Source organism: Arthrospira sp. PCC 9901 (genome assembly GCF_059013425.1).
Window position 1 is genome coordinate 4099525 of record NZ_CP102296.1, and the last position, 20945, is coordinate 4120469.

At 41.2% G+C, this 20945-nt stretch carries 21 protein-coding genes; 13 read left to right on the forward strand and 8 right to left on the reverse strand.

All coding sequences use genetic code 11. From position 1 onward, the window contains the following. From NLZ44_RS18260 to NLZ44_RS18300, 9 genes are all read left to right on the forward strand, one after another. Entirely contained in the window at positions 1 to 1764 is a 1764-nt protein-coding gene (locus tag NLZ44_RS18260; RefSeq protein ID WP_493750699.1) for a hypothetical protein, read from the forward strand. 60 nt (positions 1765 to 1824) lie between these two features. Further along, a complete protein-coding gene (gene rfbC / locus NLZ44_RS18265; RefSeq protein ID WP_111892198.1) occupies positions 1825 to 2373 on the forward strand; it encodes a dTDP-4-dehydrorhamnose 3,5-epimerase in 549 nt (182 codons plus the stop codon). After that, positions 2373 to 3251, forward strand: coding sequence for a dTDP-4-dehydrorhamnose reductase (gene rfbD / locus NLZ44_RS18270; RefSeq protein WP_493750700.1), 879 nt, complete (start codon positions 2373 to 2375; stop codon positions 3249 to 3251). The genes rfbC and rfbD overlap by 1 nt, the downstream gene beginning before the upstream one ends. 69 nt (positions 3252 to 3320) lie before the next feature. Continuing rightward, on the forward strand, positions 3321 to 4394 hold the full coding sequence (locus tag NLZ44_RS18275; protein WP_006669749.1) for a glucose-1-phosphate thymidylyltransferase: 1074 nt from the start codon (positions 3321 to 3323) through the stop codon (positions 4392 to 4394). A gap of 272 nt (positions 4395 to 4666) precedes the next feature. Then, positions 4667 to 5476 carry a glycosyltransferase family 2 protein gene (locus NLZ44_RS18280; protein WP_493750701.1) on the forward strand — a complete coding sequence of 270 codons (810 nt, stop codon included), beginning with the start codon at positions 4667 to 4669 and terminating at the stop codon, positions 5474 to 5476. A gap of 31 nt (positions 5477 to 5507) precedes the next feature. Continuing rightward, positions 5508 to 6206 carry a Uma2 family endonuclease gene (locus tag NLZ44_RS18285; protein WP_111892192.1) on the forward strand — a complete coding sequence of 233 codons (699 nt, stop codon included), beginning with the start codon at positions 5508 to 5510 and terminating at the stop codon, positions 6204 to 6206. Positions 6207 to 6672: 466 nt separating this feature from the next. Then, positions 6673 to 7740 carry a glycosyltransferase family 4 protein gene (locus NLZ44_RS18290; RefSeq protein WP_493750702.1) on the forward strand — a complete coding sequence of 356 codons (1068 nt, stop codon included), beginning with the start codon at positions 6673 to 6675 and terminating at the stop codon, positions 7738 to 7740. Between the two features lie 85 nt (positions 7741 to 7825). Then, on the forward strand, positions 7826 to 8974 hold the full coding sequence (locus NLZ44_RS18295; protein ID WP_006620363.1) for an iron-containing alcohol dehydrogenase family protein: 1149 nt from the start codon (positions 7826 to 7828) through the stop codon (positions 8972 to 8974). Positions 8975 to 9114: 140 nt separating this feature from the next. Continuing rightward, the gene (locus tag NLZ44_RS18300) at positions 9115 to 10326 is read left to right on the forward strand and encodes an aspartate aminotransferase (RefSeq protein ID WP_493750703.1); all 1212 of its coding nucleotides are present in this window, start codon (positions 9115 to 9117) and stop codon (positions 10324 to 10326) included. An 82-nt stretch (positions 10327 to 10408) separates the two neighbouring features. Here NLZ44_RS18300 and psbM read toward each other — a convergent pair whose 3' ends face one another. From psbM to NLZ44_RS18330, 6 genes are all read right to left on the reverse strand, one after another. After that, on the reverse strand, positions 10409 to 10522 hold the full coding sequence (gene psbM, locus NLZ44_RS18305) for a photosystem II reaction center protein PsbM (protein ID WP_006617301.1): 114 nt from the start codon (positions 10520 to 10522) through the stop codon (positions 10409 to 10411). A gap of 79 nt (positions 10523 to 10601) precedes the next feature. Then, positions 10602 to 11507, reverse strand: coding sequence for a 30S ribosomal protein S6--L-glutamate ligase (gene rimK / locus NLZ44_RS18310; protein WP_006620359.1), 906 nt, complete (start codon positions 11505 to 11507; stop codon positions 10602 to 10604). 136 nt (positions 11508 to 11643) lie between these two features. Next, on the reverse strand, positions 11644 to 12132 hold the full coding sequence (locus NLZ44_RS18315; protein ID WP_493750704.1) for an SAM-dependent methyltransferase: 489 nt from the start codon (positions 12130 to 12132) through the stop codon (positions 11644 to 11646). Between the two features lie 14 nt (positions 12133 to 12146). Continuing rightward, a complete protein-coding gene (locus tag NLZ44_RS18320) occupies positions 12147 to 14138 on the reverse strand; it encodes a mechanosensitive ion channel family protein (protein WP_493750705.1) in 1992 nt (663 codons plus the stop codon). Positions 14139 to 14306: 168 nt separating this feature from the next. Beyond that, on the reverse strand, positions 14307 to 14795 hold the full coding sequence (locus tag NLZ44_RS18325) for a DUF2752 domain-containing protein (protein WP_006620354.1): 489 nt from the start codon (positions 14793 to 14795) through the stop codon (positions 14307 to 14309). A gap of 232 nt (positions 14796 to 15027) precedes the next feature. Further along, positions 15028 to 15480 (reverse strand): hypothetical protein, encoded by a 453-nt coding sequence (locus NLZ44_RS18330; RefSeq protein WP_111892285.1) that lies wholly within the window; start codon positions 15478 to 15480, stop codon positions 15028 to 15030. A 338-nt stretch (positions 15481 to 15818) separates the two neighbouring features. Between NLZ44_RS18330 and crtA the strand changes: the two genes are divergently transcribed. From crtA to hpsJ-A, 3 genes are read left to right on the forward strand one after another with little or no spacing between them, the layout of a single operon-like run. Continuing rightward, positions 15819 to 16685 (forward strand): cyanoexosortase A, encoded by an 867-nt coding sequence (crtA, locus tag NLZ44_RS18335; RefSeq protein WP_493750706.1) that lies wholly within the window; start codon positions 15819 to 15821, stop codon positions 16683 to 16685. Between the two features lie 5 nt (positions 16686 to 16690). After that, a complete protein-coding gene (locus NLZ44_RS18340; protein WP_493750707.1) occupies positions 16691 to 17347 on the forward strand; it encodes a cyanoexosortase A system-associated protein in 657 nt (218 codons plus the stop codon). Positions 17348 to 17382: 35 nt separating this feature from the next. Beyond that, positions 17383 to 18126, forward strand: a complete 744-nt coding sequence (gene hpsJ-A, locus NLZ44_RS18345; protein ID WP_493750708.1) for an HpsJ-like protein, cyanoexosortase A-associated — start codon at positions 17383 to 17385, stop codon at positions 18124 to 18126. Positions 18127 to 18144: 18 nt separating this feature from the next. Here hpsJ-A and NLZ44_RS18350 read toward each other — a convergent pair whose 3' ends face one another. Next, positions 18145 to 19011 (reverse strand): pentapeptide repeat-containing protein, encoded by an 867-nt coding sequence (locus tag NLZ44_RS18350; protein WP_493750709.1) that lies wholly within the window; start codon positions 19009 to 19011, stop codon positions 18145 to 18147. A gap of 618 nt (positions 19012 to 19629) precedes the next feature. Between NLZ44_RS18350 and NLZ44_RS18355 the strand changes: the two genes are divergently transcribed. Then, positions 19630 to 19803, forward strand: a complete 174-nt coding sequence (locus tag NLZ44_RS18355) for a hypothetical protein (RefSeq protein ID WP_493750710.1) — start codon at positions 19630 to 19632, stop codon at positions 19801 to 19803. A gap of 208 nt (positions 19804 to 20011) precedes the next feature. Here the strand turns inward: NLZ44_RS18355 and argF are convergent, their stop codons facing one another. Beyond that, complete coding sequence (gene argF, locus NLZ44_RS18360; protein ID WP_187758565.1) at positions 20012 to 20935, reverse strand: ornithine carbamoyltransferase; 924 nt, start codon at positions 20933 to 20935, stop codon at positions 20012 to 20014. Between the last annotated feature and the right edge of the window lie 10 nt (positions 20936 to 20945).

The following is a 20945-nucleotide window of genomic DNA, read 5'->3' on the forward strand; positions in this document are numbered from 1 at the left end:
ATGTTTGATACCCCTCGGCGATCGCTACTTGAATTTCATCCTGGATTGTGGATTTGTTATCTCCTTCCTGTACTATGTGCGATCGCTTTTGTGGGGTACTTTGCTGTAGATGTGCCTTCCTTTGACCAGTGGGTTTTACCCGGTTTATTTGAAAAGACCGCTACCGGGAATTTAACCTTTGCTGATTTATTTGCTCTCCACAACACCCATAGAATTCTCTTTCCTCGACTGATTTTTATCGGTCTGGGTTTCCTCTCCCAATGGAATATTAAAGCCGAATTATATTTTAGTCTGGGTCTGGCAATTATCTCGTTTTTGGGGTTATATAAATTGTCAGTTTTGGCAAATGGGGTAACTCATATTTACCTCTTTCATCTGGCTAATTTGCTCACCTGTATCCTGTTTTTTTCACTCAATCAAGAATGGCTTTGGGGGTTTCAAATCCCCATTTTTTTGATTAATTTTTGCCTGATTTTCGCGGTGTTAATCTTCATGCCAAGTCCCTTAAATCATCGCTATAAGTTCTTGATAGCTGCTGGTTTATGTGCGATCGCTAGTTTTTCCTCCGCCCAAGGTTTGGTGTCCTGGTTGGCGGTTATCCCTTCCCTAATTTCTCTACCAGGAAATGCTACACAGCAAAGAAAGCGATCGCTTATTTGGTTACTCCTCTTTTTGCTATCCTGTGGATTATATGCCATTGGTTATCAACGTGAACCATTATCTATTACCCTCTCCGGTTGGGTGCGAGTTTATACCTTTATTCATTTCTGGTTAAATGTTCTGGCTGCACCCATAGTTCAATCTCCCCAAATCTCCTGGTTATTGGGGTTGGTAATTCTGATATTTTTCCTGTATTTACTATACTATCATAGCCGAAAATACTGGAAATTTCAAACATTTTTAGATGCTAGTCCCTGGATTTCTTTGGGAATATTTGCCCTATTAACATCTCTATTAATGACCTGGGGAAGGGTCGATTTGGGCGCGAACTATCCCCTAACAGCCGTTCGCTATACTAGCCATAGCACATTATTACTAATTGCCATAGTTTATCTCAGCATTCAGTGGATTTCTGAGAAATATCCTAGTTTTAACTTGCCTATTCCTACTTTAATTTATAGCTTTATTTGTGGAATTTTAGCCTGTTTGGTTTGGGTGAGTTCAGGAAATGCGATCGCCAGAGTTCAGACCAATTTATTTTATAGCCAAACCGCGCAAACTTGTCTATATTTATTTCCCTATTTGGACTCACAATCAACCTTTTTTCAAAACTCACCTCAACGTTGTTTGCTCCCCCTCAGTAGATCGACTTGGTGGATTCAAGAAGGTGTCGAATCTCTGCAAAATATCGGCTTTAGAAATTTCGCTGACCCACTTAAATTCACCGATCATCCTGAGTTAAACTATGGTTATATTGACTTTCCAATAAATACTAATTCCCCCCAAGTCATTCAATCATCAGAATCCTTAACTCTCAGAGGTTGGGCAATTTTACCAGACCGAGACCAACAACCACAATTAGTATTTTTATCTAAAGACGACCAACAGCTATTTTTTGCTAGTGCTTATGTGAACTTATACAGTCCTGACTTAGCCGATGTTCTCCAAAGCGATCGCTACCAACAATCAAGATGGACAACCACCCTCCCCCCCGAATCTCTACCACCCGGAGAAACCCAAATCAAGGCTTGGGTTTATGACCCAGATAAACATCAATTTTTCCGCCTCAATGGAAAGGTAATTGTGCAAATTACTCAACTTTGATGATTTTATATCCCCCCATATAGTAAACTAGATATTGATGCCATTTTGCGGAACTGTCAAATGAACGTTATTCCCACGAAAATTCCTGATGTTTTCCTGGTAGAACCCAAAGTTTTTGGAGACGATCGCGGTTTTTTCTTTGAAAGTTTTAACCAGAAAGTATTTACCGAAAAAACAGGTGTAACCACAGACTTTGTACAAGACAATCATTCTCGGTCTAGTCAAGGAGTGTTGCGGGGTCTCCATTATCAAATTCAACAAACCCAAGGTAAACTACTTAGGGTAGTCCTAGGAGAAGTTTTTGATGTAGCAGTAGATATTCGGAAAAGTTCCCCAACTTTTGGTCAGTGGGTAGGCTATTATCTGAGTGCTGAAAATAAGCAACAATTGTGGATTCCTCCCGGATTTGCTCATGGTTTTTTAGTAACTTCTCCTGTAGCTGAGGTTCTCTATAAAACCACTGATTATTATGCACCACAGTATGAGCGATCGCTTCTCTGGAATGACCCAGATATCGCCATTGAATGGCCCCGAGAATCCCTAGAACCTAAGTTATCTGAAAAAGATAAAAATGGCAACACTTTGACCAATGCAGAGATTTTTGAATAATGCGTATTTTACTAACTGGAAAAAACGGACAATTAGGGTCAGAATTACAACCTTTACTCACTCCCCTGGGTGAGGTTTTCGCCGTCGGACGAGATACCCTAGATTTAGCTAAACCTGATGCTATCTCATCATTAATGGCAGAGATTCAACCCCATATAGTCGTTAATGCCGCCGCCTATACAGCCGTTGATAAAGCCGAAACAGAAACCGATTTAGCCACCGCTATTAATGGCATAGCACCCGGTATTTTAGCCGCCGAAAGCCAGCGGATTAATGCTAAATTAATTCACGTCTCCACCGATTATGTCTTTGATGGAACCCAAAGTCATCCCTATGTCGAAACCGACCCCACTAACCCATTAGGACAGTATGGTGCATCAAAATTAGCCGGAGAACAAGCCATTTTAGCTACTGATGCGAATTATGCCATTATTCGCACCGCCTGGGTTTATGGCGCAGGAGGAACCGGAAACTTTGTCAAAACTATGCTGCGTTTAGGTCGGGAACGAGAAGAGTTGAAAGTCGTCATGGATCAGGTGGGGACTCCCACTTGGACAGGAGATTTAGCTACCGCAATTGTCCGGTTAATTCCCCAATTAAATTCAGAAACATCTGGTATCTATCATTATACTAATAGTGGTGTTACCAGTTGGTATGATTTTGCGATCGCTATTTTTGAGGAAGCTAAATTATTGGGTTTACCTCTGAAAATTCAACAGGTTATTCCCATTACAACCGCTGAATATCCTACTCCCGCGCGTCGTCCGGCTTATTCGGTTTTGAATGGTAAAAAGTTAGCCACCCTCCTGGGAAATCATCCTCCTCAGTGGCGGTCTGGACTCCGAACTATGCTCAAAACCCTAGTTAACCAAGGCTAAAACATCACTAAAACAGGCTTCTAGCCTGTTAAAAACTTTTCTAAAACAGTCCTAATTAGGTGAATTTTCATGAAAGCATTAATTCTTTCTGGTGGTAAAGGAACTCGACTAAGACCCCTCACTTATACTGGTGCAAAACAACTCGTTCCCGTCGCTAATAAACCTATTTTATGGTACGGAATTGAAGGAATTGTCGCGGCGGGAATTACCGATATTGGCATTATTATTAGTCCTGAAACTGGCGAAGAAGTTAAAAGTTTGACAGGTAAAGGCGATCGATTTGGCGCAAAAATTACTTATATTTTGCAAGATACCCCCGCTGGTCTAGCTCATGCCGTAAAAATTGCCCAGCCTTTTTTGGGTAATTCTCCCTTTATTATGTACTTGGGAGATAACCTAATTCAAAATCCCCTATCTCCCTTTTTGGAACAGTTTAAACAAAAGCAGCTTGATGGTTTGATTTTGCTGCGACCCGTCGAAAATCCCACCTCTTTCGGTGTCGCCGTTGTCGGTGATAATGGTCGGGTATTACAGTTGGTAGAAAAACCCCAAAATCCTCCCTCAAATTTAGCCTTGGTCGGGGTTTATTTCTTTGATAATACTATTCATGAGGCTATAGCTAATATTCAGCCTTCCGCTAGGGGAGAGTTGGAAATTACTGATGCTATTCAACAACTAATCAACACTGATAAGCAAGTCGATGCTTGTACCCTCGAAGGTTGGTGGTTAGATACGGGTAAAAAAGATGATTTACTCAGTGCTAATCAGATTATTTTGGATGAACGTTCTACCTATAATGTTGAAGGAGATGTTGACCCCCAAAGTCAGATTATTGGACGGGTTAAAATTGGTCGGGGAACTAAGTTGATTAACTGTACTATTAGGGGTCCCGTCATAATTGGCGAAAATTGTCACCTGGAAAATAGTTTTATTGGTCCTTATACCAGTATTGCTGATGCTGTCAATTTGATTGATGCTGAAATTGAGCATAGTGTGATTTTATCCGAGGCGAAAATTATTAATATTAATCACCGCATTGTTGATACTCTAATTGGTCGCCGCGCTCAATTGACTACCGCACCACAAAGACCCAAGGCTTTACGGTTTATGTTGGGGGATGATTCTCAGGTGGAATTGACTTGATGGGATTTTCCTAATCTGTTCATCTCTTCCCTTCTCTCTGTAGGAGCAATTTCCCCATTGTTCCTACCATCTTTTTTTCATCCTTACTATTGACAAATTATCCGACTTGACTTACTATATAAGAATGGGAATATGTGCCGACATATATATGCTGTTTTCAACTTACTTAATTATGGCTACCCTGGGGTTATTTCTATAAACCCAAATTATGATTATATCTAAAACCAGCTTTTGTGATTTATTGGATAGTTGTTAATTATCACTCTACTGATTTGATTGAGACACTCATTCAATCTATCGCTAATAGTTCAAGTCTTGACCATCAGATTATTATTGTCAACAACTCCCCCCAAGATAAAAGCATCTGGAAACTACACACCAAACAAGTCATTATTTTAGATGCTTCCCACAATTTAGGATTTGGTCGCGCCTGTAATTTGGGGTTACAGTGGGTTTATCAGCGAGACAACAATGCTTGGGTGTGGCTAGTTAATCCTGATGTTGTCATTCCAGAAGATACCCCTAACCAAATTTTAGCGGTCTTGAGGAAAAATCCCCAATTCTCAATTTTGGGAACATTAGTTTATCAACCTGATGGACGGGTTTGGTTTGGGGGAGGAGAATTTATACAGGAAACTGGCTTGATTGTCCAGCAACAGCATCTCCCAGTATCGGTCTCTGATTGCATCCCCACTACCTGGGTTACCGCTTGTAGCTTGTTAATTAATCTCAAAAAATTCGGAAACTGTCCTCAGTTTGATGAAGATTATTTTTTATATTACGAAGATTTTGACCTGTGTTTGCGTTATAGTAAACTCGGACATCAAATTGGGATGACTCCCCATATTGGGGTAATTCACCATCCCTCATCGATTACTGGGAGAAATCCTCATCTGAAACTCAAACATAGTATCTATAGCTATCTGCTGAGTTTAGAAAAACACGCTAAAAGTTCGGCTTGCTGGTATCGAATACTACGGATTACTGTGGTTTCCCTAATCACTTTTCCCCGTTATTCTCAGGCTAGTTTAGCTAAATTAATCGGAGTTGTAGACTATGTGAAATATAGGCTTTTGGGATAAAATTATTTGCAGTAATTATTAGTTAGTTATTATGGATGTCAACAAGTGTAAACAACCCGGAGATAATCGCAGCTATAGTCAGCTACAGTCGGAATTATTTTGCTTAACTTTTGCACCTCCTCAATATTCGAGAGATCGGATTTTGATGGCTAATAATATGAGTCTCTATTATGACCCTAATCACCCCACCTGGTGCGAATATCCCGATTGGTTTGCGGTAGTTGGTTTATCTGAGTCTCTAGTTGATTTACCTCGGAAACAAGGCTATTATACCTGGCAGGAAGGACGACGACCAGCAATGGTTATGGAGTTTCTCCCTAGCCGAGATGAATCAGCCAAACAACCATCATCACCTCAACAACCTACAGCTTGGGAGGTTTATGAGCAAATTCTGGGGATTCCTTTCTATGTGATTTTTGACTATACTACCAATAGTTTACAGTTGTTTAAGCTGTTAGGCGATCGCTATCAGAAACAGGAGTTAAACAACAATCAGTTTTGGTTTCCTGGATTAGATTTGGGTCTCGGCTTGTGGTCTGGAGAATACCAAGGCTTAAAGCGCTTTTGGCTGCGTTGGTATGATAGCCGTGGTCATTGGATTCCTCTCCCAGAAGAGTTACCGTCAGACACATCAGCATCGGTTTCTGTAGAGGATAGCCAACCCTCTCAGACACCATCTAAACTCGGTCAGCATTTACAACAATTGGGAATCGTTACCCACAAGATTTAACTTAACTCCAGAGGCTAAAAATGGCTTAGGTCTCACTTATAGCCTAAAATTCTCAAAAAAACAGCCACGATACCATGTGTATGATATTTTTTCACAAAAACTGGTTTTTGTCAAGCATACAGCCACAAATGGCTAGGTTGTTGATAGAAATTATGACAATTTAATGGACTTCATCGAATCCATATAAAATATTCATTTAACCTCAGATATATCTGGTTATGAAGTGCGATCGCTTTTGACTAAATACCCATAATTACCTATTGACAAACTCCCTTTATTGACCTATTATAAGAGAATGGGAAATAGTGGCAGGAAAAATTTATGTCCACATCCAAAGTAAAAGTTATCGGCTCTTGATGGAATATTGACATAAATGAATATATCCTCAAGGAGTAAGTTATGGAATATGGGGATATTAAGCCAGGCTATAATTACTATTTATAGAGATTTATTGAGGAGATGATAATTGAAGGGTAAGTTAGCAATTAATCTATCAGTTTTAATACCGAAAGCCACAGGTATATCAGTATATGCTTCTAATCTTATACCCTGGTTGAAACCCCTAGAGCCTTTATTGCTAACTGCTGATGATATAGGTGGTTATGAATGCCATAAAATTCCGAATAATATGACACCTGACCATGGTACAAAGGGACATTTGAGGCGATTAATTTGGACACAATTGAACTTACCATTAATCTATAAAAAATCAGGGGCTACGTTGTTATTTTCACCCCTACCAGAAGCGCCTTTATATACAGGTTGTAGGTCAATGGTAATGGCTCATGATTTAATTCCGCTAAAATTTCCGAAGCGAGGGTCGCGATTAACAGCTTATTTCAAATCCTATGTTCCGGCGGTGCTAAAACAAGCGGAACATATTGTTTGTAATTCGGAAGCGACGGGGAATAGTTTAGTGGAGATGTTAGGAATTAGTGCCAGGAAAATCACTCCGATTTTATTAGGGTACGATCGCCAGAGGTTTCAATTTTTAGATTTGCCGACGCAAAACTACTTTTTGTATATTGGTCGCCATGATCATTATAAAAATCTACCGAGGCTAATTACAGCATTTTCCGAATTACCGAAAGATTATGAACTGTGGTTAGCGGGGCCGAGTGACAGCACCTATACACCCCTATTAAAACAACAGGTAAAAGAATTGGGACTAAGGGAACAGGTAAAATTTTTAGACTATGTGGCAGCGGGGGAATTACCGTCAATAATTAATCAGGCGATCGCCTTAGTTTTCCCAAGTTTATGGGAAGGTTTCGGGTTTCCGGTCTTAGAAGCTATGGCCTGTGGAACCCCTGTAATCACGTCAAATTTAGCATCATTGCCGGAAGTAGCTGGAGAGGCAGCCCTACTGATAAATCCCTATGAAGTAGAAGAGATCAGCGCCGCCATGAAAACCCTAATCAGCGATCCACAAATGGCGGGGCAACTTAGAGAAAAAGGACTCAGTAGATGTCAAGAATTTTCCTGGGAGAAAACCGGAGAGCAAACGGTGGAAGTTTTAGCAAAATGTATGTAAAATCAAAATTAATGGGATGAGATCTTCCCAGTTATGAGTAAAATCGGCTAGAATTAGCGACTTAACGAATTTTGCGAGGGCCTGTATGGAACCTTTATCCTCTCCCCTATTGACCAAAACCACTTATATCAGCCCAACTCCGGCATTAAGTATTGCCCCAGCCCAAGTAATTCGAGGAGTTGACAGACTGGCGGAGGCGGGAGAGGCGATCGCCGCCTTTGGTAGTCGTCCGGTAATAGTGGGAGGCGATCGCACCCTAAAATTAATTCAACCCCATTTACAACCGATTATAGAAACCCATCAACTCAAGGCTAATTGGGCTAACTATACCCCCGACTGTAGCGAAAGCAGTTTAGAGAAACTCCAACAAATTGGCGCGGACCATCAAGGGGACTTGGTGATCGGAGTTGGCGGCGGAAAGGCTTTAGATCTTGCCAAACTCCTAGCTTATAGGACGAGAGTACCCATTATAACTATTCCCACCTCTGGGGCGACCTGCGCCGCCTGGACTGCCCTATCAAATATCTATACAAATGAGGGAGCATTCTTGTATGATGTAGGGTTAGCCAAGTGTCCTGATTTGCTAATCCTGGACTATAGCCTGATTCAAACAGCGCCAATGCGGACTTTAATTGCTGGTATTGGAGATGCGATCGCCAAATGGTATGAAGCGTCAGTCAGTAGCGGACATTCAGAAGAAACCCTGATTGTGGCGGCAGTGCAACAGGCGAGAGTCCTGCGGGACATTTTGTTTCAAAAATCCGTAGCAGCCCTCAATGAACCCGGAAGCCAAACCTGGCGAGAAGTGGTTGATGCCACAGTTTTACTGGCTGGGGCGATCGGTGGTTTAGGGGGGGCGCAGTGTCGGACTGTAGCGGCCCATGCCGTCCATAATGGTTTAACTCACCTATCCGCCACCCACAAGACCCTTCACGGAGAAAAAGTCGCCTATGGCATTTTAGTACAGTTGCGCCTAGAAGAAATGTTGCAAGGAAATCAACTAGCAGCTTCTGCTAGAGGGCAACTGTTGAAGTTTTATAGCGATATCCACTTACCCCAAACTTTGGCGGATTTGGGGTTAGGAAATATTACCTTAGCCGAGTTAAGGCATGGGGCAGAAATTGCCTGTGGTGAAAAGTCTGACATTCACCGACTACCCTTTAAAGTTTGCCCAGAATCATTAATGGCAGCCATGGTTTCTACTACTGTACCTGTGGGCGCAACTAAGAGTTAAAGGTTAACTATGGGCGGTTTAATCTGTCTTCAGGTCTGGGGCAATTAATCACTAATCAAAATAAATTGCACTATCAACTCACCTGTCAAACCGCCCCCTATTCCCTCGACTGACTTTTAAGTTAACAACCAGAAATCAACATGAATTTAGATTGGATTACCCCAGCAGATCGGGTTAAACAGCTTCCCCCCTATGTATTTGCGCGATTAGATGAATTAAAAGCCCATGCCCGTGAACAAGGCCTTGATTTAATTGATTTGGGTATGGGAAACCCGGACGGACCGACTCCTGAACCTGTAGTAGAAGCGGCGATCGCCGCCTTGCGAAATTCAGCCAATCATGGCTATCCACCCTTTGAAGGGACTGCTAGTTTCCGCGCGGCCATTACTCGTTGGTATCACCGTCGCTATGGAGTTAACCTAGACCCCAATAGTGAAGCCTTACCCCTATTAGGGTCTAAAGAAGGTCTCACCCATTTAGCCTTAGCCTATGTCAACCCTCAAGATGTGGTTTTATCGCCAGATCCGGCTTATCCCGCCCATTTTCGGGGTCCGTTAATTTCTGGGGGGGATGTTTACAAAATTCGCCTGAAACCAGAAAATGATTGGATTATAGACTTAGCAGATATCCCGGATCATATTGCTGATCGCGCCAAAATTCTCTATTTTAATTATCCTAATAATCCCACAGGTGCAACCGCCCCCAGGGAGTTTTTTGAGGATTTGGTGGCTTTCGCCCACAAACATCAAATTCTATTGGTTCATGACCTCTGTTATGCGGAACTAGCTTTTGATGGTTATCAACCCACTAGCTTACTAGAAATTCCGGGAGGTAAAGAGATTGGGGTAGAGTTCCACACCATGTCAAAAACCTATAATATGGCGGGTTGGCGGGTAGGTTTTGTGGTGGGAAATTCGCGAGTAATTCAGGGATTAAGAACTCTGAAAACTAACTTAGATTATGGTTTATTTTCGGCTTTACAATCGGCGGCGGAAACAGCTTTAAATTTGCCAGATTCCTACTTGGAAGAGGTGCAAAATAGGTATAGCACCCGCCGGGATTTTCTAGTCCGAGAATTGGGGGAATTGGGCTGGAATATTCCTAAACCCAAAGCGGCGATGTATTTGTGGGCTCCCTGTCCCGTGGGTATGAACTCAACGGATTTTGCCCTATCAGTCCTGCAACAAACTGGGGTGGTGGTGACTCCAGGTAATGCTTTTGGGGCGGGAGGAGAAGGCTATGTTAGGATTAGTCTGATTGCTGATTGCGATCGCTTGGCGGAAGCGGTCAAACGCCTAAAACAGGCTAATATTGGCTATCAACGCCAGATGTTGGCAACGGGAATGCTTTAACTAAGAATCATGACTAAAAAAGCGCTATTGGCTAATAGCCTCGGCGCTTTTCTAATTAGGAAAAAACTGGCAAAATGTGAGTTTATCCTTCTTTGCCTTCGCGACTCTGGGTTTGGATATACAGAATCAGAAGAAACACGGAAGGAACTAGCACAAAAAGAATGCTGGCAACAAATCCTAGGTCATTAACTTCCATAATTATCCAACTTTGTTAATACACAAAAGAAACCTACCTCCCTAGGATATCATTAAATTGGCTACTTGGATCGGAAATTTTAACCTTGGGTGCGATCGCGCGCATTACCTTGTGCGGCATACTTTTCCAGAAACTCCATAATTTTCCTAGGTACATCTACTCCTGTTGCTGTCTCAATTCCTTCTAGTCCCGGAGAGGAATTAACTTCCATTACCACAGGTCCATGATTCGATCGTAATAAATCCACCCCCGCCACTTTTAGCCCCATAATTTTAGCAGCGCGGACAGCGGTTGATCTTTCTTCTGGGGTTAATTTGACTTTTTGGGCGCTTCCTCCCCGGTGAAGATTAGATCGAAATTCTCCTTCTGCGCCTTGGCGTTTCATGGAAGCTACTACCCTTTCACCAACGACAAAACAGCGTAAATCTGCCCCCCCAGCTTCCTTAATAAATTCCTGCACTAAAATATTAGCATCAAGTCCCCGAAAAGCCTCGATTACAGACTTGGCAGCCTGGTATGTTTCAGCTAAAACTACACCAATTCCCTGGGTTCCTTCTAACAGTTTAATCACTAAGGGAGCCCCACCAACTACGTTAATCAAACCATCAATATCTTTGGTAGAATGGGCAAATCCTGTCACCGGAAGACCTATGCCTTCTCTGGCTAATAATTGCAAGCAACGCAGCTTATCACGAGACCGAGAAATGGCTTGAGACTCATTGGGAGTAAACACACCCATCATCTCAAATTGGCGGACAACAGCAGTACCATAAAAGGTTTTAGATGCACCAATACGAGGAATAATGGCATCAAATCCTTCTAGGGGTTTTCCCCCATACATAACCATGGGTTTATGGGAGGTAATATTCATGTAGCAGCGCAGGTAATCGATTACGTGCATCTCATGGCCCCGCTGTTCCCCTGATTCTTTCAGTCTCCGAGTAGAGTAAAGGGAACTATCTTGAGATAGAATCGCAATTTTCATGGTAGAGTATTAATAGCATCTTAGGTTTTTGTGGTTGCCGATCGCTGTGTGGAATAACCGCGCCCTAAATAACCAGCAACAAACTAACATTGTTCCCATTTCACCTTCTGGTTTTTACGAATCTGAATAACAGTTATTATTTTACCGGACTTGGGATACTCCAAAAATAGAATGTGCATTCCTCTTCGGGGTGGGTTAAATGCAGTACAGCGTCCGGGGTCCATTCTCCCATATCAAAGTCGCGGGAGACAATGCGGGTTCCCGGCTGTAGTTGTTGGAATAATTGGGGTTTTAAGCGTAGGTTAAGCTGAGGTAACAGATAAATAAAGATAACTGTGGCTTCCTGAAAATTACTGTTAAACAGGTTGGCTTGACGGAAGATGACGCGATCGCTAACTCTGGCTATTTTGGCATTTTCTGTGGCTTCCTTAATGCGATCGGGGTCAATATCAATACCAACTCCCCTCGCGCCAAATTTTTCGGCGGCGGCGATCGCTACCCGTCCATCTCCACAACCTAGGTCATATAAAACATCATCAGCACCAACTTTCACCCAACGGAGAACATCCTCTAGCAAATCTTGAGGGGTAGGAACATAACCAATATCGGGTTGATTAGAGTACATAAATTAACTAATAATCAGGGCTTGAGCAAATTAAGGAAATCCTCAGAAGTTTGATTATCATGTTTATGATACCATAAGGAACGCTGAGGAACACCTAGGGCAATTTCTGCTTCATCTAAGGCTTGTTTGAGTCGTAACCGCAGGGTCCTTGCTGCCGCCCATTGTTGGCTAGGTATAGTTTTAACCAGAAACCGGATCACAATCCCCTCATGGGAAATATCATCAACTCCCAGAATCTCAGCAGGTTCTAAAATCTTGTCTGACCATTCCGGCTCATTTTGCATCTTTTGACAGACTTTAAGAATAATTTCCATAGCCTTTCTGATGTCAGCATCCCAGGCAATTTTCAAGCCTAGGTTAACCCTTGACCAGTCTTTAGTATTATTAATAACTGTGGTGATTTGACCATGAGGAATAGTTATTAATTGACCATCTAAATTGCGGAGATTAGTACAATACAAATTCATGCTTTCTACGGCTCCGGCTAAATTGCCAATTTGGACTACATCACCGACAGCATAACGGTCTGTAATAAAAATTAAGATGCCATTTAACATATTTTCTATTAAATTTCGAGATAGAAAAGCTGTCAATAAAGCGAAGGCTCCTGCCCCGGCTATGAAAGCCGTATTGATGCCCATAATTGCCACAGTCAAATAAATTCCCAGACCGGAGAAAAGCCAACTTTTACCACCTTTTAGCGCCGGAGAATAGGTGCTAACTCTCATAGTGTAACGGTTAGAATTAGGATGGGATTCTTGTTTTTCTTTAGCCCAACTATTTAAGGTATTATCAATGAAAAAATCTAACAGCTTATCAATTAAGCTAATACTAATCCACAGGCTAGGTATCAGAATTGCTTGATAGGCAAACATAATAATTAAAGGACGAGTTTGCCGAAATACAAAACAAATTAAACTGATACCCATTAAAATAACTAATAATTCCCCTATAAACAGAAATCTCCGCAATAATTCTACTAAGTTTTTTTCTTGCTGAAGTGATACTTGACTATTTAATCTCCTGGCGATCAGTTTAGGGATTTGATTGATTTTTTCATGAATCTTTTGATTAAAATAACCCGAAGTATAGCGTTTCCCATTACTTTTCACATCCTCAACTTCATCGGCATCATAACTGATGTCTTCATTCGGGTTAACTACAGCATCAGAAATAGTTTCTCCTGATAAGGTCTCGGGGTTAACTTTCGCCTCATCGACCAGATTTTTTAATTTTATTTGAATTCGATTGCGCCATTGTTTTAGTAATTTGCGTAACCCCGAAATCAGCCTCAGACATAGGAAAGTAAATCCCACAATAACCAAGCTGATTGTAATTCTTGCTAAAGGATATTGAGCATCAAATTCTTTGCCCCATAATGCCTCACTAGCATATTGGGTGATTTGGTCTCGCCAAACTGATGCTAATTCTTCAACTGTTGTGCCATTAACAATGGCATCATGATTATTGACGGTTATTACTACAACTCGAGGGATGCGTAAATCAGGATCTGGTCGAGTATAAATTACCGTTTCATTATTCTTAATACCTATATTTAATTGCGGCGTAAATGGATGGAGAGGTTTATCATTATTAAACAACCGCCAAAACTGCCAATCTTCTCGATGATATGTTGGTGGTAATTCTTGATTTCTGCTAATATTGCGGAGACCTCGATTAAAGGCTTCCTGTACTAATTTTGCACGTCTTTCTAAGGTTAAGGCAGTTTCGCGGTCATCTTGTTCTAAACTCCGTCGCGCACCGAGGGTTAATCCGCCACGAAAACCTTGGCCACCTAAATAAACTTTGCTACACCAACTAGCACCACAGCTATAAGCGCGGTTGACATTCCACAAAAAGGTTTGACTTTGCTGATCAGTGGTTGATGAGGCGGGAGATAAGGAAAATTGAGCGAAAGCGGGACTGTGAAAAGCGACATTTAAGGAAAATGTCAAGACAAAAATGCTGATAAAATAAGTGATTTTTCGGAGTATTTTATTATTCATGGTTACCCCCTAGGGATTTGTCTAAACAAGCGATCGCCTCTAGGGGTAAAATCCACGACCAGGTTTTCATGATCCTCCTCAGTTAGCAACAATGCCTACACATCATAACTGAATTCTGGAAGATTGGCAAATTTTTGATGATCATAGCCTTCAGATGCTATCGGAGATTTAGCTAAGGAGCAAGCGTCCTATCGGGGAGTTTAGGAAAGATGGATACAGTTTACCAATTTGCCACAAATGTTGCAATCGCACACTGTGATAGCCGAGTAGAATCAGAAAAATCAAAATTTGTACCTGGGGATTAGTTAACCAGTGAATATAAAAAATATCTAATTTTCGATTTTTGATAATTTCCAAAATTAGATGAATAATAGCAATCACAAAACCCAAGAAAATTAGGGGACCGAATAAATGGTAGGCGATCGCCTGATTTAAGTCACCTCTGACTGTAGCCATTAACGATCTAGTTAACCCCCAGGCTGGACAAGGAACCCCCACATATCGCATTAGCGGACATCTCAAAAACTCCAGATGAATACCTAGGTTAAACCCTATACTACCGATAATAGGTATTAAGGCGATCGCTAAACTAAACATCCGTTTTTGTCGCTGTTGGCGAGAAAGCAGAACAGGCGATTTGAGTGTTTTACCTACCATTATAATTCCCCATCAATTAGCGACTTTTTAGCAAATCTACCCCAAAACAGGTTAGGTAAATGACCACGGTTGCCAATTGCTGAAATAACACAAGTTCAAAAGTTTTCACGAAAAAATTAATCTCTGACTGGGAATATACCGCCATGGAACTCCCAGCTAATAAGGCAATCAAAAACCAAAATATCGTTTTTCTGTGCTTGAGTTTTAGCATCATTTTGATTCCCACATTAACTTAACCAAAAGCGAGATAGGAGTAGAAAACTAAGGTTCCTACCACAGGAACTATCCACAAAAGAATTAACCATGGAGTTTTTTCTAGTTTTTTACAAATTCTAATCCAGGCTTTAATGAACCAAATTATGGCAATAATATTGACGCAGGGAATGAACATCAAAATTGTCCATAAAATCGGGTTATCTTCATCCCCCGCCACGAAATTTATATAGGTTCCTAAAATGGGAATCCAAGCAAACCAAGCATTTTCTACTCCACATCTTTGATAAATTTTCCATGATAAAAAACCAAACACTAAATAGCCAATTAAATAGCCGAGCAATATTCCTGGGTTTGGTTCTACTTGCTCGTAGGGAATATCTAGTTGTGGAACTGTATTCTGTTGACCTAATATAACTGGGACAAGATTAATCACTACATGAGCCGGGGGGAATATACTAATGTCAATCATCAATAAGTTACTGATAAACTACTGTTATCAGCAAAGTGTAAGGGATGTTATCTGAAAATACCATGTATTTTAGATATTGTTAACAAAAATCAACATTATCAGAAAATCATAATAATATTTAGTATTTGAGACTTACAGCAATATAGTTATCTGTTGAGAGACTATATTCTCCAGGCGATCGCTATATAAATCCCCCCTTCCAGCTATAATCTAGCTAGGCTATTATTGACAACCCAGACATCTACATCTGTAGGAAATTACCCCCATTGATGAATGTCCTAGTATCCGATAGATAATGGCTAGAGTATTTGACCATAGTAATATTTGGTAAAAAATTGATGATGAACACACCTAATTTTTGGTCAATTCAATCCTGGAAACAGTCAGAATTTTGGCTGATGGCGATCGCCGCCGGTTTAATGTCAATTCACCTCACCCTAATTTATCATCGTAATAACGTCAGTTTTTTGGCACTAAGTATCATGTTTTGGCTATCTGCATCTTCCTTGGTATGGGAGAAACGCCAGGAATTAGCAAAGCAAACCAGCAGCCCCTTTGCCACCTTATTAGGGATGCTAATAATTGCCATAGTGTTGCTAAAAAGCGCCACCCGTCCTACTTCTAACTGGTTAGGGATTTCGCCATTTATATCAGCCCTGGGCTGGACCCTAATAGCTTCCGGTTTTAGTGGCTTTCGGGAATACTGGCGGGAACTAACAATCTTATTTTTTCTGGGTGTTCCCAAAGTATTTATTTGGCCGTTAGTAGATATTTCAGGTATTACTGCTAAATTTGCCGCCTTAATTTTATGGTACTCTGGGGCTGATGTTTCTCTGGAGCAATTTAACGTCATGCTACCGGAGGGAGGAGTGAGTGTCAATATGGGATGTTCCGGGTTAGAAGGAATGTTTTACCTGTTAGGATTATCAGTGCTATTTATGGTGATGTTTCCCCTAGAAGGACTCTGGAAAAAAATTATTATTCCCGTGGTAGCAGTATTAATTAGTTTTGTAGTCAATGGATTTCGGATTGTCTTATTAGCTGTGCTGGCTAATGCCCAAAACCCCGAAGCAGTTGATTACTGGCACGTCGGAGAAGGGTCTCTGATATTTTCCATGATTTCGGTGGCATTGTTTGGCTGTTTTTGTTGGTTTATGATTAAACAGGATACACCACCAACTAATCAAGACATCCTCAGCCCATAAATGTTATGAAAATCTGGGAAAATTTGCGAATTTCATTACTTGTGCTAACATTTGGGGGAGTAGTTATAGTTCTAGGAAAATCAATCCTAGAACCCCAGAAAACTACTGAACAAGTTGTCGAACCCTTTACCTTTCCGGCGATCGTCCCCTTACCAGGATGGCAGCATCAGGAAAGTGAAGCACTGACAGAACCCTGGGGAAATATTTATCGTTATCAGCAGAATGATAAAATTCTACAGATAGAAATGCGATATGTTGATCATCCTCATCCCAATGAAAAACTGTTTCGCCAGTATGATCCGAGGGATGTTTCTGTTACCGCACAATTTCCGACACTAACTCGCACCAATAATACAGGTTCCTATAGCCTTTCGGTTCACAATTCCCGTGTCTACCTTCGATCTTGTATTAATCCACGAGGTCCTAGTGCTATCACCTACGAACAGTTCATTCAAAACCGCTATACCTATGACTTACACTTTTCCCGACTTATACCAGTTATCATGGGAGCAGAACCCCTAAGAGATCACCGATGTTTGTGGTCTCATTTATCACTGCCAATGTCCAATAATTCTTTTGAGGAAACTTACCCAATGTTAGAGGAAGTTTGGCAAGTTTGGTATCAGTGGTGGCATCCTCGTTTCCCTCGACTTGATCGCTGATTATACCCGTTCTCAATTTACCAACTTTTAAACCTATGACTCAATCTGATGGCAAGCCTCTTAATGATAAAATAGAGGTACTTTGGAAGTTCAGCTCTAACCTGTTAAAAACTATTCCTCCCCTGCGAGCGGTTGGCTACGGGTTATTATTTTTATCAATGCTAGATTTGCTCACCATTATACTTCCTCCCCAACTTATGAACCCGGTTTGGGAGTTTCAAACTATGGGGGGGATTGTGGAAAGGTCTGCTGTTCCTCTCATTTCTCTGGTGTTTATTTTCTTTGGGGAACGCAATTTACGAGGTCGATTTGAAGAACCTTTGTTAATGTTCATTTCCTGGTTTTCGTTACTGTTAGGTGTACTATTTATTTTAATGGTTCCCCTAGGGATTTTCAATACTCTGAGAATTGAGCAACAAAGCAGTGAGCAAATTGATAGTCAAGTGGAACAACGCATCACGGATATTCAAACGGTTCAGCAGCAGTTAGAACAGACCACATCAGAAGACCAAATGCGGGAACTTCTCAGCCGTCTGGATACCCAAGGACGCTCTCCTGATATTCAAAACCGGGAACAGGTGAACCAAATTAAAGAAGAGCTTTCTGGTTTTCTGTCTACTACGGCGCAAAGGACTCAAATTGAAGCAGAACAAACCCGCAGAAACCGCAGAATTACCCTCTTCAAAAATTCGGTTAAGTGGAATATAGGGGCTTTGGTTTCCGGTGTCTTATTTGTGACTATTTGGAGAGGAACTGCTTGGGCTAGGACAAAAGTTTAAGCAGTTACTCAGCGACTATTAAACGGGGGAAGAACTAGGCGATCGCATGGGTATCAACTTGGAGGAAATCCGAGAAATTAGTGCGATCGCATCTTCTTCTAAAGATTGATAATTAGAAGGGAAAGGATAACGCCCTTGTCTATCAGCTTTCAGATAAACAAAATCACAGACAGCCCGCCGGAAATTAGTCTGATTATTAATCTTTAATTGGTCTATACATACTCCGGTCAGTGTAGCTTGCTCAAAATTTGTATGGAAAGCTAAAGCATTTGACAAATTTACTTCTTCGAGGTTAGCGCGAGTTAAATTAGCATTTTCCAGGTTAGCCGACCGTAAGTCTGTACCTAATAAATTAGCACTTAATAGATTAGCTTTACACCATTTAGTTTCACTGGCGATCACTCCCATTAATTGCGATCGGTAAAGATTTGCGCCACTAAAATCAGCACCCTGAATATCAGCACCTCGAAAATCTACACCCACCAAATGAGCATTAGTAAAATTGACATTTCGCAAGTCAGCACCTTTAAAACTTGACCCTTGCAAATAAGCCCCAGTAAAATCAGCCTCTTTCAAATAACTACCATCAAAATGAGCTTGATCACCCTCAACATTTTGGAAACTTCCCTTTAAACAATAGGCTCCTTTTAAATCCGTATCTGTGAGGTTAGTTTCTCTAAAATTAATCCCTTTGAGATACATTCCTTTGAGGTTAGCATTCATCAGATCCGGCTGTACTTCCGGGTAATCTTCTCGCCATTTGTTCCAAAATGCAACCCCTCGTCTCAAGCAGGTTAACTGTTCCTGGTTTACCACTGTTAAGCCACCCCCTAATTTAGATTCTACTGAATATTCAGGAATTTTAAAAGTTGCTAATTGGGACATACATACTACCCTCAATTTATGGGATTATTTTTAGTTATAAAACATATCTGAGGCGATCATATCATCAATTTTATTTATATAAAAATAAATTATAGATGGTTGGAGATATATATAGGGATCCATATCAATCTAATTTCCCCTTCAGCTAAATGGTATATATACTTAATAGGTGTTGGAGTTAGTTGTTGAAGTAATTTTAAGCCATATCCTCATACTCTAATTTACACTGATGAGTGTAGCACCATAAGGGCATTATAAACATCTATCTTGAGAATGATGATCACCTCAGATATAATTGCTACTATCGCTGACCTTCAATTAATCCTCACAGCCATGATTATACAGTTGTTAATATTACGTTAACCACAGCACACAACTAGGTTAATCCGTAAAAGCCATGGCTAAATCAGCACCCGGTAGGTAATTGGGTAATTTTTTACTAAAAAGTGGGCCTTTTTATTGACATTGCCGAAATCGATGATTAGACTGGTGTTAAATCCAGAAAAACTACAGAGGTCGGAGGGGTGAATCACCCTATAGGGGCTGTAGTGAAAAGCGATCGCGTACCGTGCGCGTAGCAGGTACTCTCCATCGTAATTTAGTGAGGAATTTCAAGATATGGAAGCTGTTCTCATTGGTGTGATCTTACTAGGATTAATCTGGCGAACGGAACCCGCTCCAGCCAAAAAACCAGCACCTCCCAAGCGATTTTATGTTGACAAGAAAATTCTCAAAAGGGTGACCACTAACGGCAAAGTCCCCGCCAACTGGGGTGATCCAGATGATGATTAGGATTGAATTTCCAGTTAATTATACCCACTTAATCATGATTAATGAGACCAGATAAAACCTCAGATATTTTGATTTTTGGCAGGGATAAATCAGCTTAATTTTGCTGTATTTGGCATCTCTAAATTGCCAATAATAATTGACATAATCAACCCGGTGGGTGAGGTATAGGGTGCAGCCCGAACCGGGTTAATGTGCAAGTATCGGTTAATTAATCATCAGAAAGTAAACTAGCTAATAATGCTTTTTGGGCGTGCATTCGGTTTTCCGCCTGGTCCCAAACCCGCGATCGCACACCTTCAATTACCCCATCAGTAATTTCCTGATCTCGATGAGCAGGTAAACAATGGAGAACGATCGCATCATCATCAGCCTTAGCTAATAGACTGTCATTCACCTGAAAAGGCATAAATAAAGGAATACGATCATCCGCCTCACTCTCCTGACCCATACTCGCCCAAACATCAGTATATAACACATGAGATTTCTGGACAGCTTCAGCGGGGTCATCGGTAATAATCACCTCAGTTTTACCAGCAGCGATCGCCTTAGCCTGTTCGACAATTTCGGGATTTGGCGGATACTGAGATGGGGTAGCAATTCTAATATTCATCCCCACCATAGCACAGCCCAAAAGCAGAGAATGAGCCATATTATTAGCCCCATCTCCCAAATAAGTTAAAGTCAGTCCAGCCATGCGATTAAAACATTCTTGAACCGTCATTAAATCCGCCAAAACTTGACAAGGATGCTCCCGATCTGTGAGAGCATTAATTACCGGAATTTCCGCACAACTAGCAAAAGTTTCCAAATCCTTTTGTTCAAAAGTCCGAATAGCGATCGCATCTAAATATCGACCCAATACCCGCGCCGTATCAACCAAAGGTTCCCCCCGACTCACCTGGGTAACACTAGGGTTTAAATCAATGATATGTCCCCCCAATTGATACATAGCCACTGAAAAACTGACACGGGTTCGAGTCGAAGCCTTAGAAAACATCAACCCCAAAACCTTCCTTCGCTGTAGTTTCCGCATTCCGGACTTTAACTGAATCGCCAAAGATAAAACCGAGTGTAACTCAGCCACAGTCAAATCAGCCAAACTCAGCAAATCTCGTCCTTTTAATGATTCCATAATTGCTCCT

What these genes read in the sequence shown, in the direction of transcription:
- NLZ44_RS18260 (WP_493750699.1), top strand. Translation starts at nt 1, where the DNA reads ATGTTTGATACCCCTCGGCGATCGCTACTTGAATTTCATCCTGGATTG.
- rfbC (WP_111892198.1), top strand. Translation starts at nt 1,825, where the DNA reads ATGAACGTTATTCCCACGAAAATTCCTGATGTTTTCCTGGTAGAACCC.
- rfbD (WP_493750700.1), top strand. Translation starts at nt 2,373, where the DNA reads ATGCGTATTTTACTAACTGGAAAAAACGGACAATTAGGGTCAGAATTA.
- NLZ44_RS18275 (WP_006669749.1), top strand. Translation starts at nt 3,321, where the DNA reads ATGAAAGCATTAATTCTTTCTGGTGGTAAAGGAACTCGACTAAGACCC.
- NLZ44_RS18285 (WP_111892192.1), top strand. Translation starts at nt 5,508, where the DNA reads ATGGATGTCAACAAGTGTAAACAACCCGGAGATAATCGCAGCTATAGT.
- NLZ44_RS18295 (WP_006620363.1), top strand. Translation starts at nt 7,826, where the DNA reads ATGGAACCTTTATCCTCTCCCCTATTGACCAAAACCACTTATATCAGC.
- NLZ44_RS18300 (WP_493750703.1), top strand. Translation starts at nt 9,115, where the DNA reads ATGAATTTAGATTGGATTACCCCAGCAGATCGGGTTAAACAGCTTCCC.
- psbM (WP_006617301.1), bottom strand. Translation starts at nt 10,522, where the DNA reads ATGGAAGTTAATGACCTAGGATTTGTTGCCAGCATTCTTTTTGTGCTA.
- rimK (WP_006620359.1), bottom strand. Translation starts at nt 11,507, where the DNA reads ATGAAAATTGCGATTCTATCTCAAGATAGTTCCCTTTACTCTACTCGG.
- NLZ44_RS18315 (WP_493750704.1), bottom strand. Translation starts at nt 12,132, where the DNA reads ATGTACTCTAATCAACCCGATATTGGTTATGTTCCTACCCCTCAAGAT.
- NLZ44_RS18320 (WP_493750705.1), bottom strand. Translation starts at nt 14,138, where the DNA reads ATGAATAATAAAATACTCCGAAAAATCACTTATTTTATCAGCATTTTT.
- NLZ44_RS18325 (WP_006620354.1), bottom strand. Translation starts at nt 14,795, where the DNA reads ATGGTAGGTAAAACACTCAAATCGCCTGTTCTGCTTTCTCGCCAACAG.
- NLZ44_RS18330 (WP_111892285.1), bottom strand. Translation starts at nt 15,480, where the DNA reads ATGATTGACATTAGTATATTCCCCCCGGCTCATGTAGTGATTAATCTT.
- crtA (WP_493750706.1), top strand. Translation starts at nt 15,819, where the DNA reads ATGATGAACACACCTAATTTTTGGTCAATTCAATCCTGGAAACAGTCA.
- NLZ44_RS18340 (WP_493750707.1), top strand. Translation starts at nt 16,691, where the DNA reads ATGAAAATCTGGGAAAATTTGCGAATTTCATTACTTGTGCTAACATTT.
- hpsJ-A (WP_493750708.1), top strand. Translation starts at nt 17,383, where the DNA reads ATGACTCAATCTGATGGCAAGCCTCTTAATGATAAAATAGAGGTACTT.
- NLZ44_RS18350 (WP_493750709.1), bottom strand. Translation starts at nt 19,011, where the DNA reads ATGTCCCAATTAGCAACTTTTAAAATTCCTGAATATTCAGTAGAATCT.
- NLZ44_RS18355 (WP_493750710.1), top strand. Translation starts at nt 19,630, where the DNA reads ATGGAAGCTGTTCTCATTGGTGTGATCTTACTAGGATTAATCTGGCGA.
- argF (WP_187758565.1), bottom strand. Translation starts at nt 20,935, where the DNA reads ATGGAATCATTAAAAGGACGAGATTTGCTGAGTTTGGCTGATTTGACT.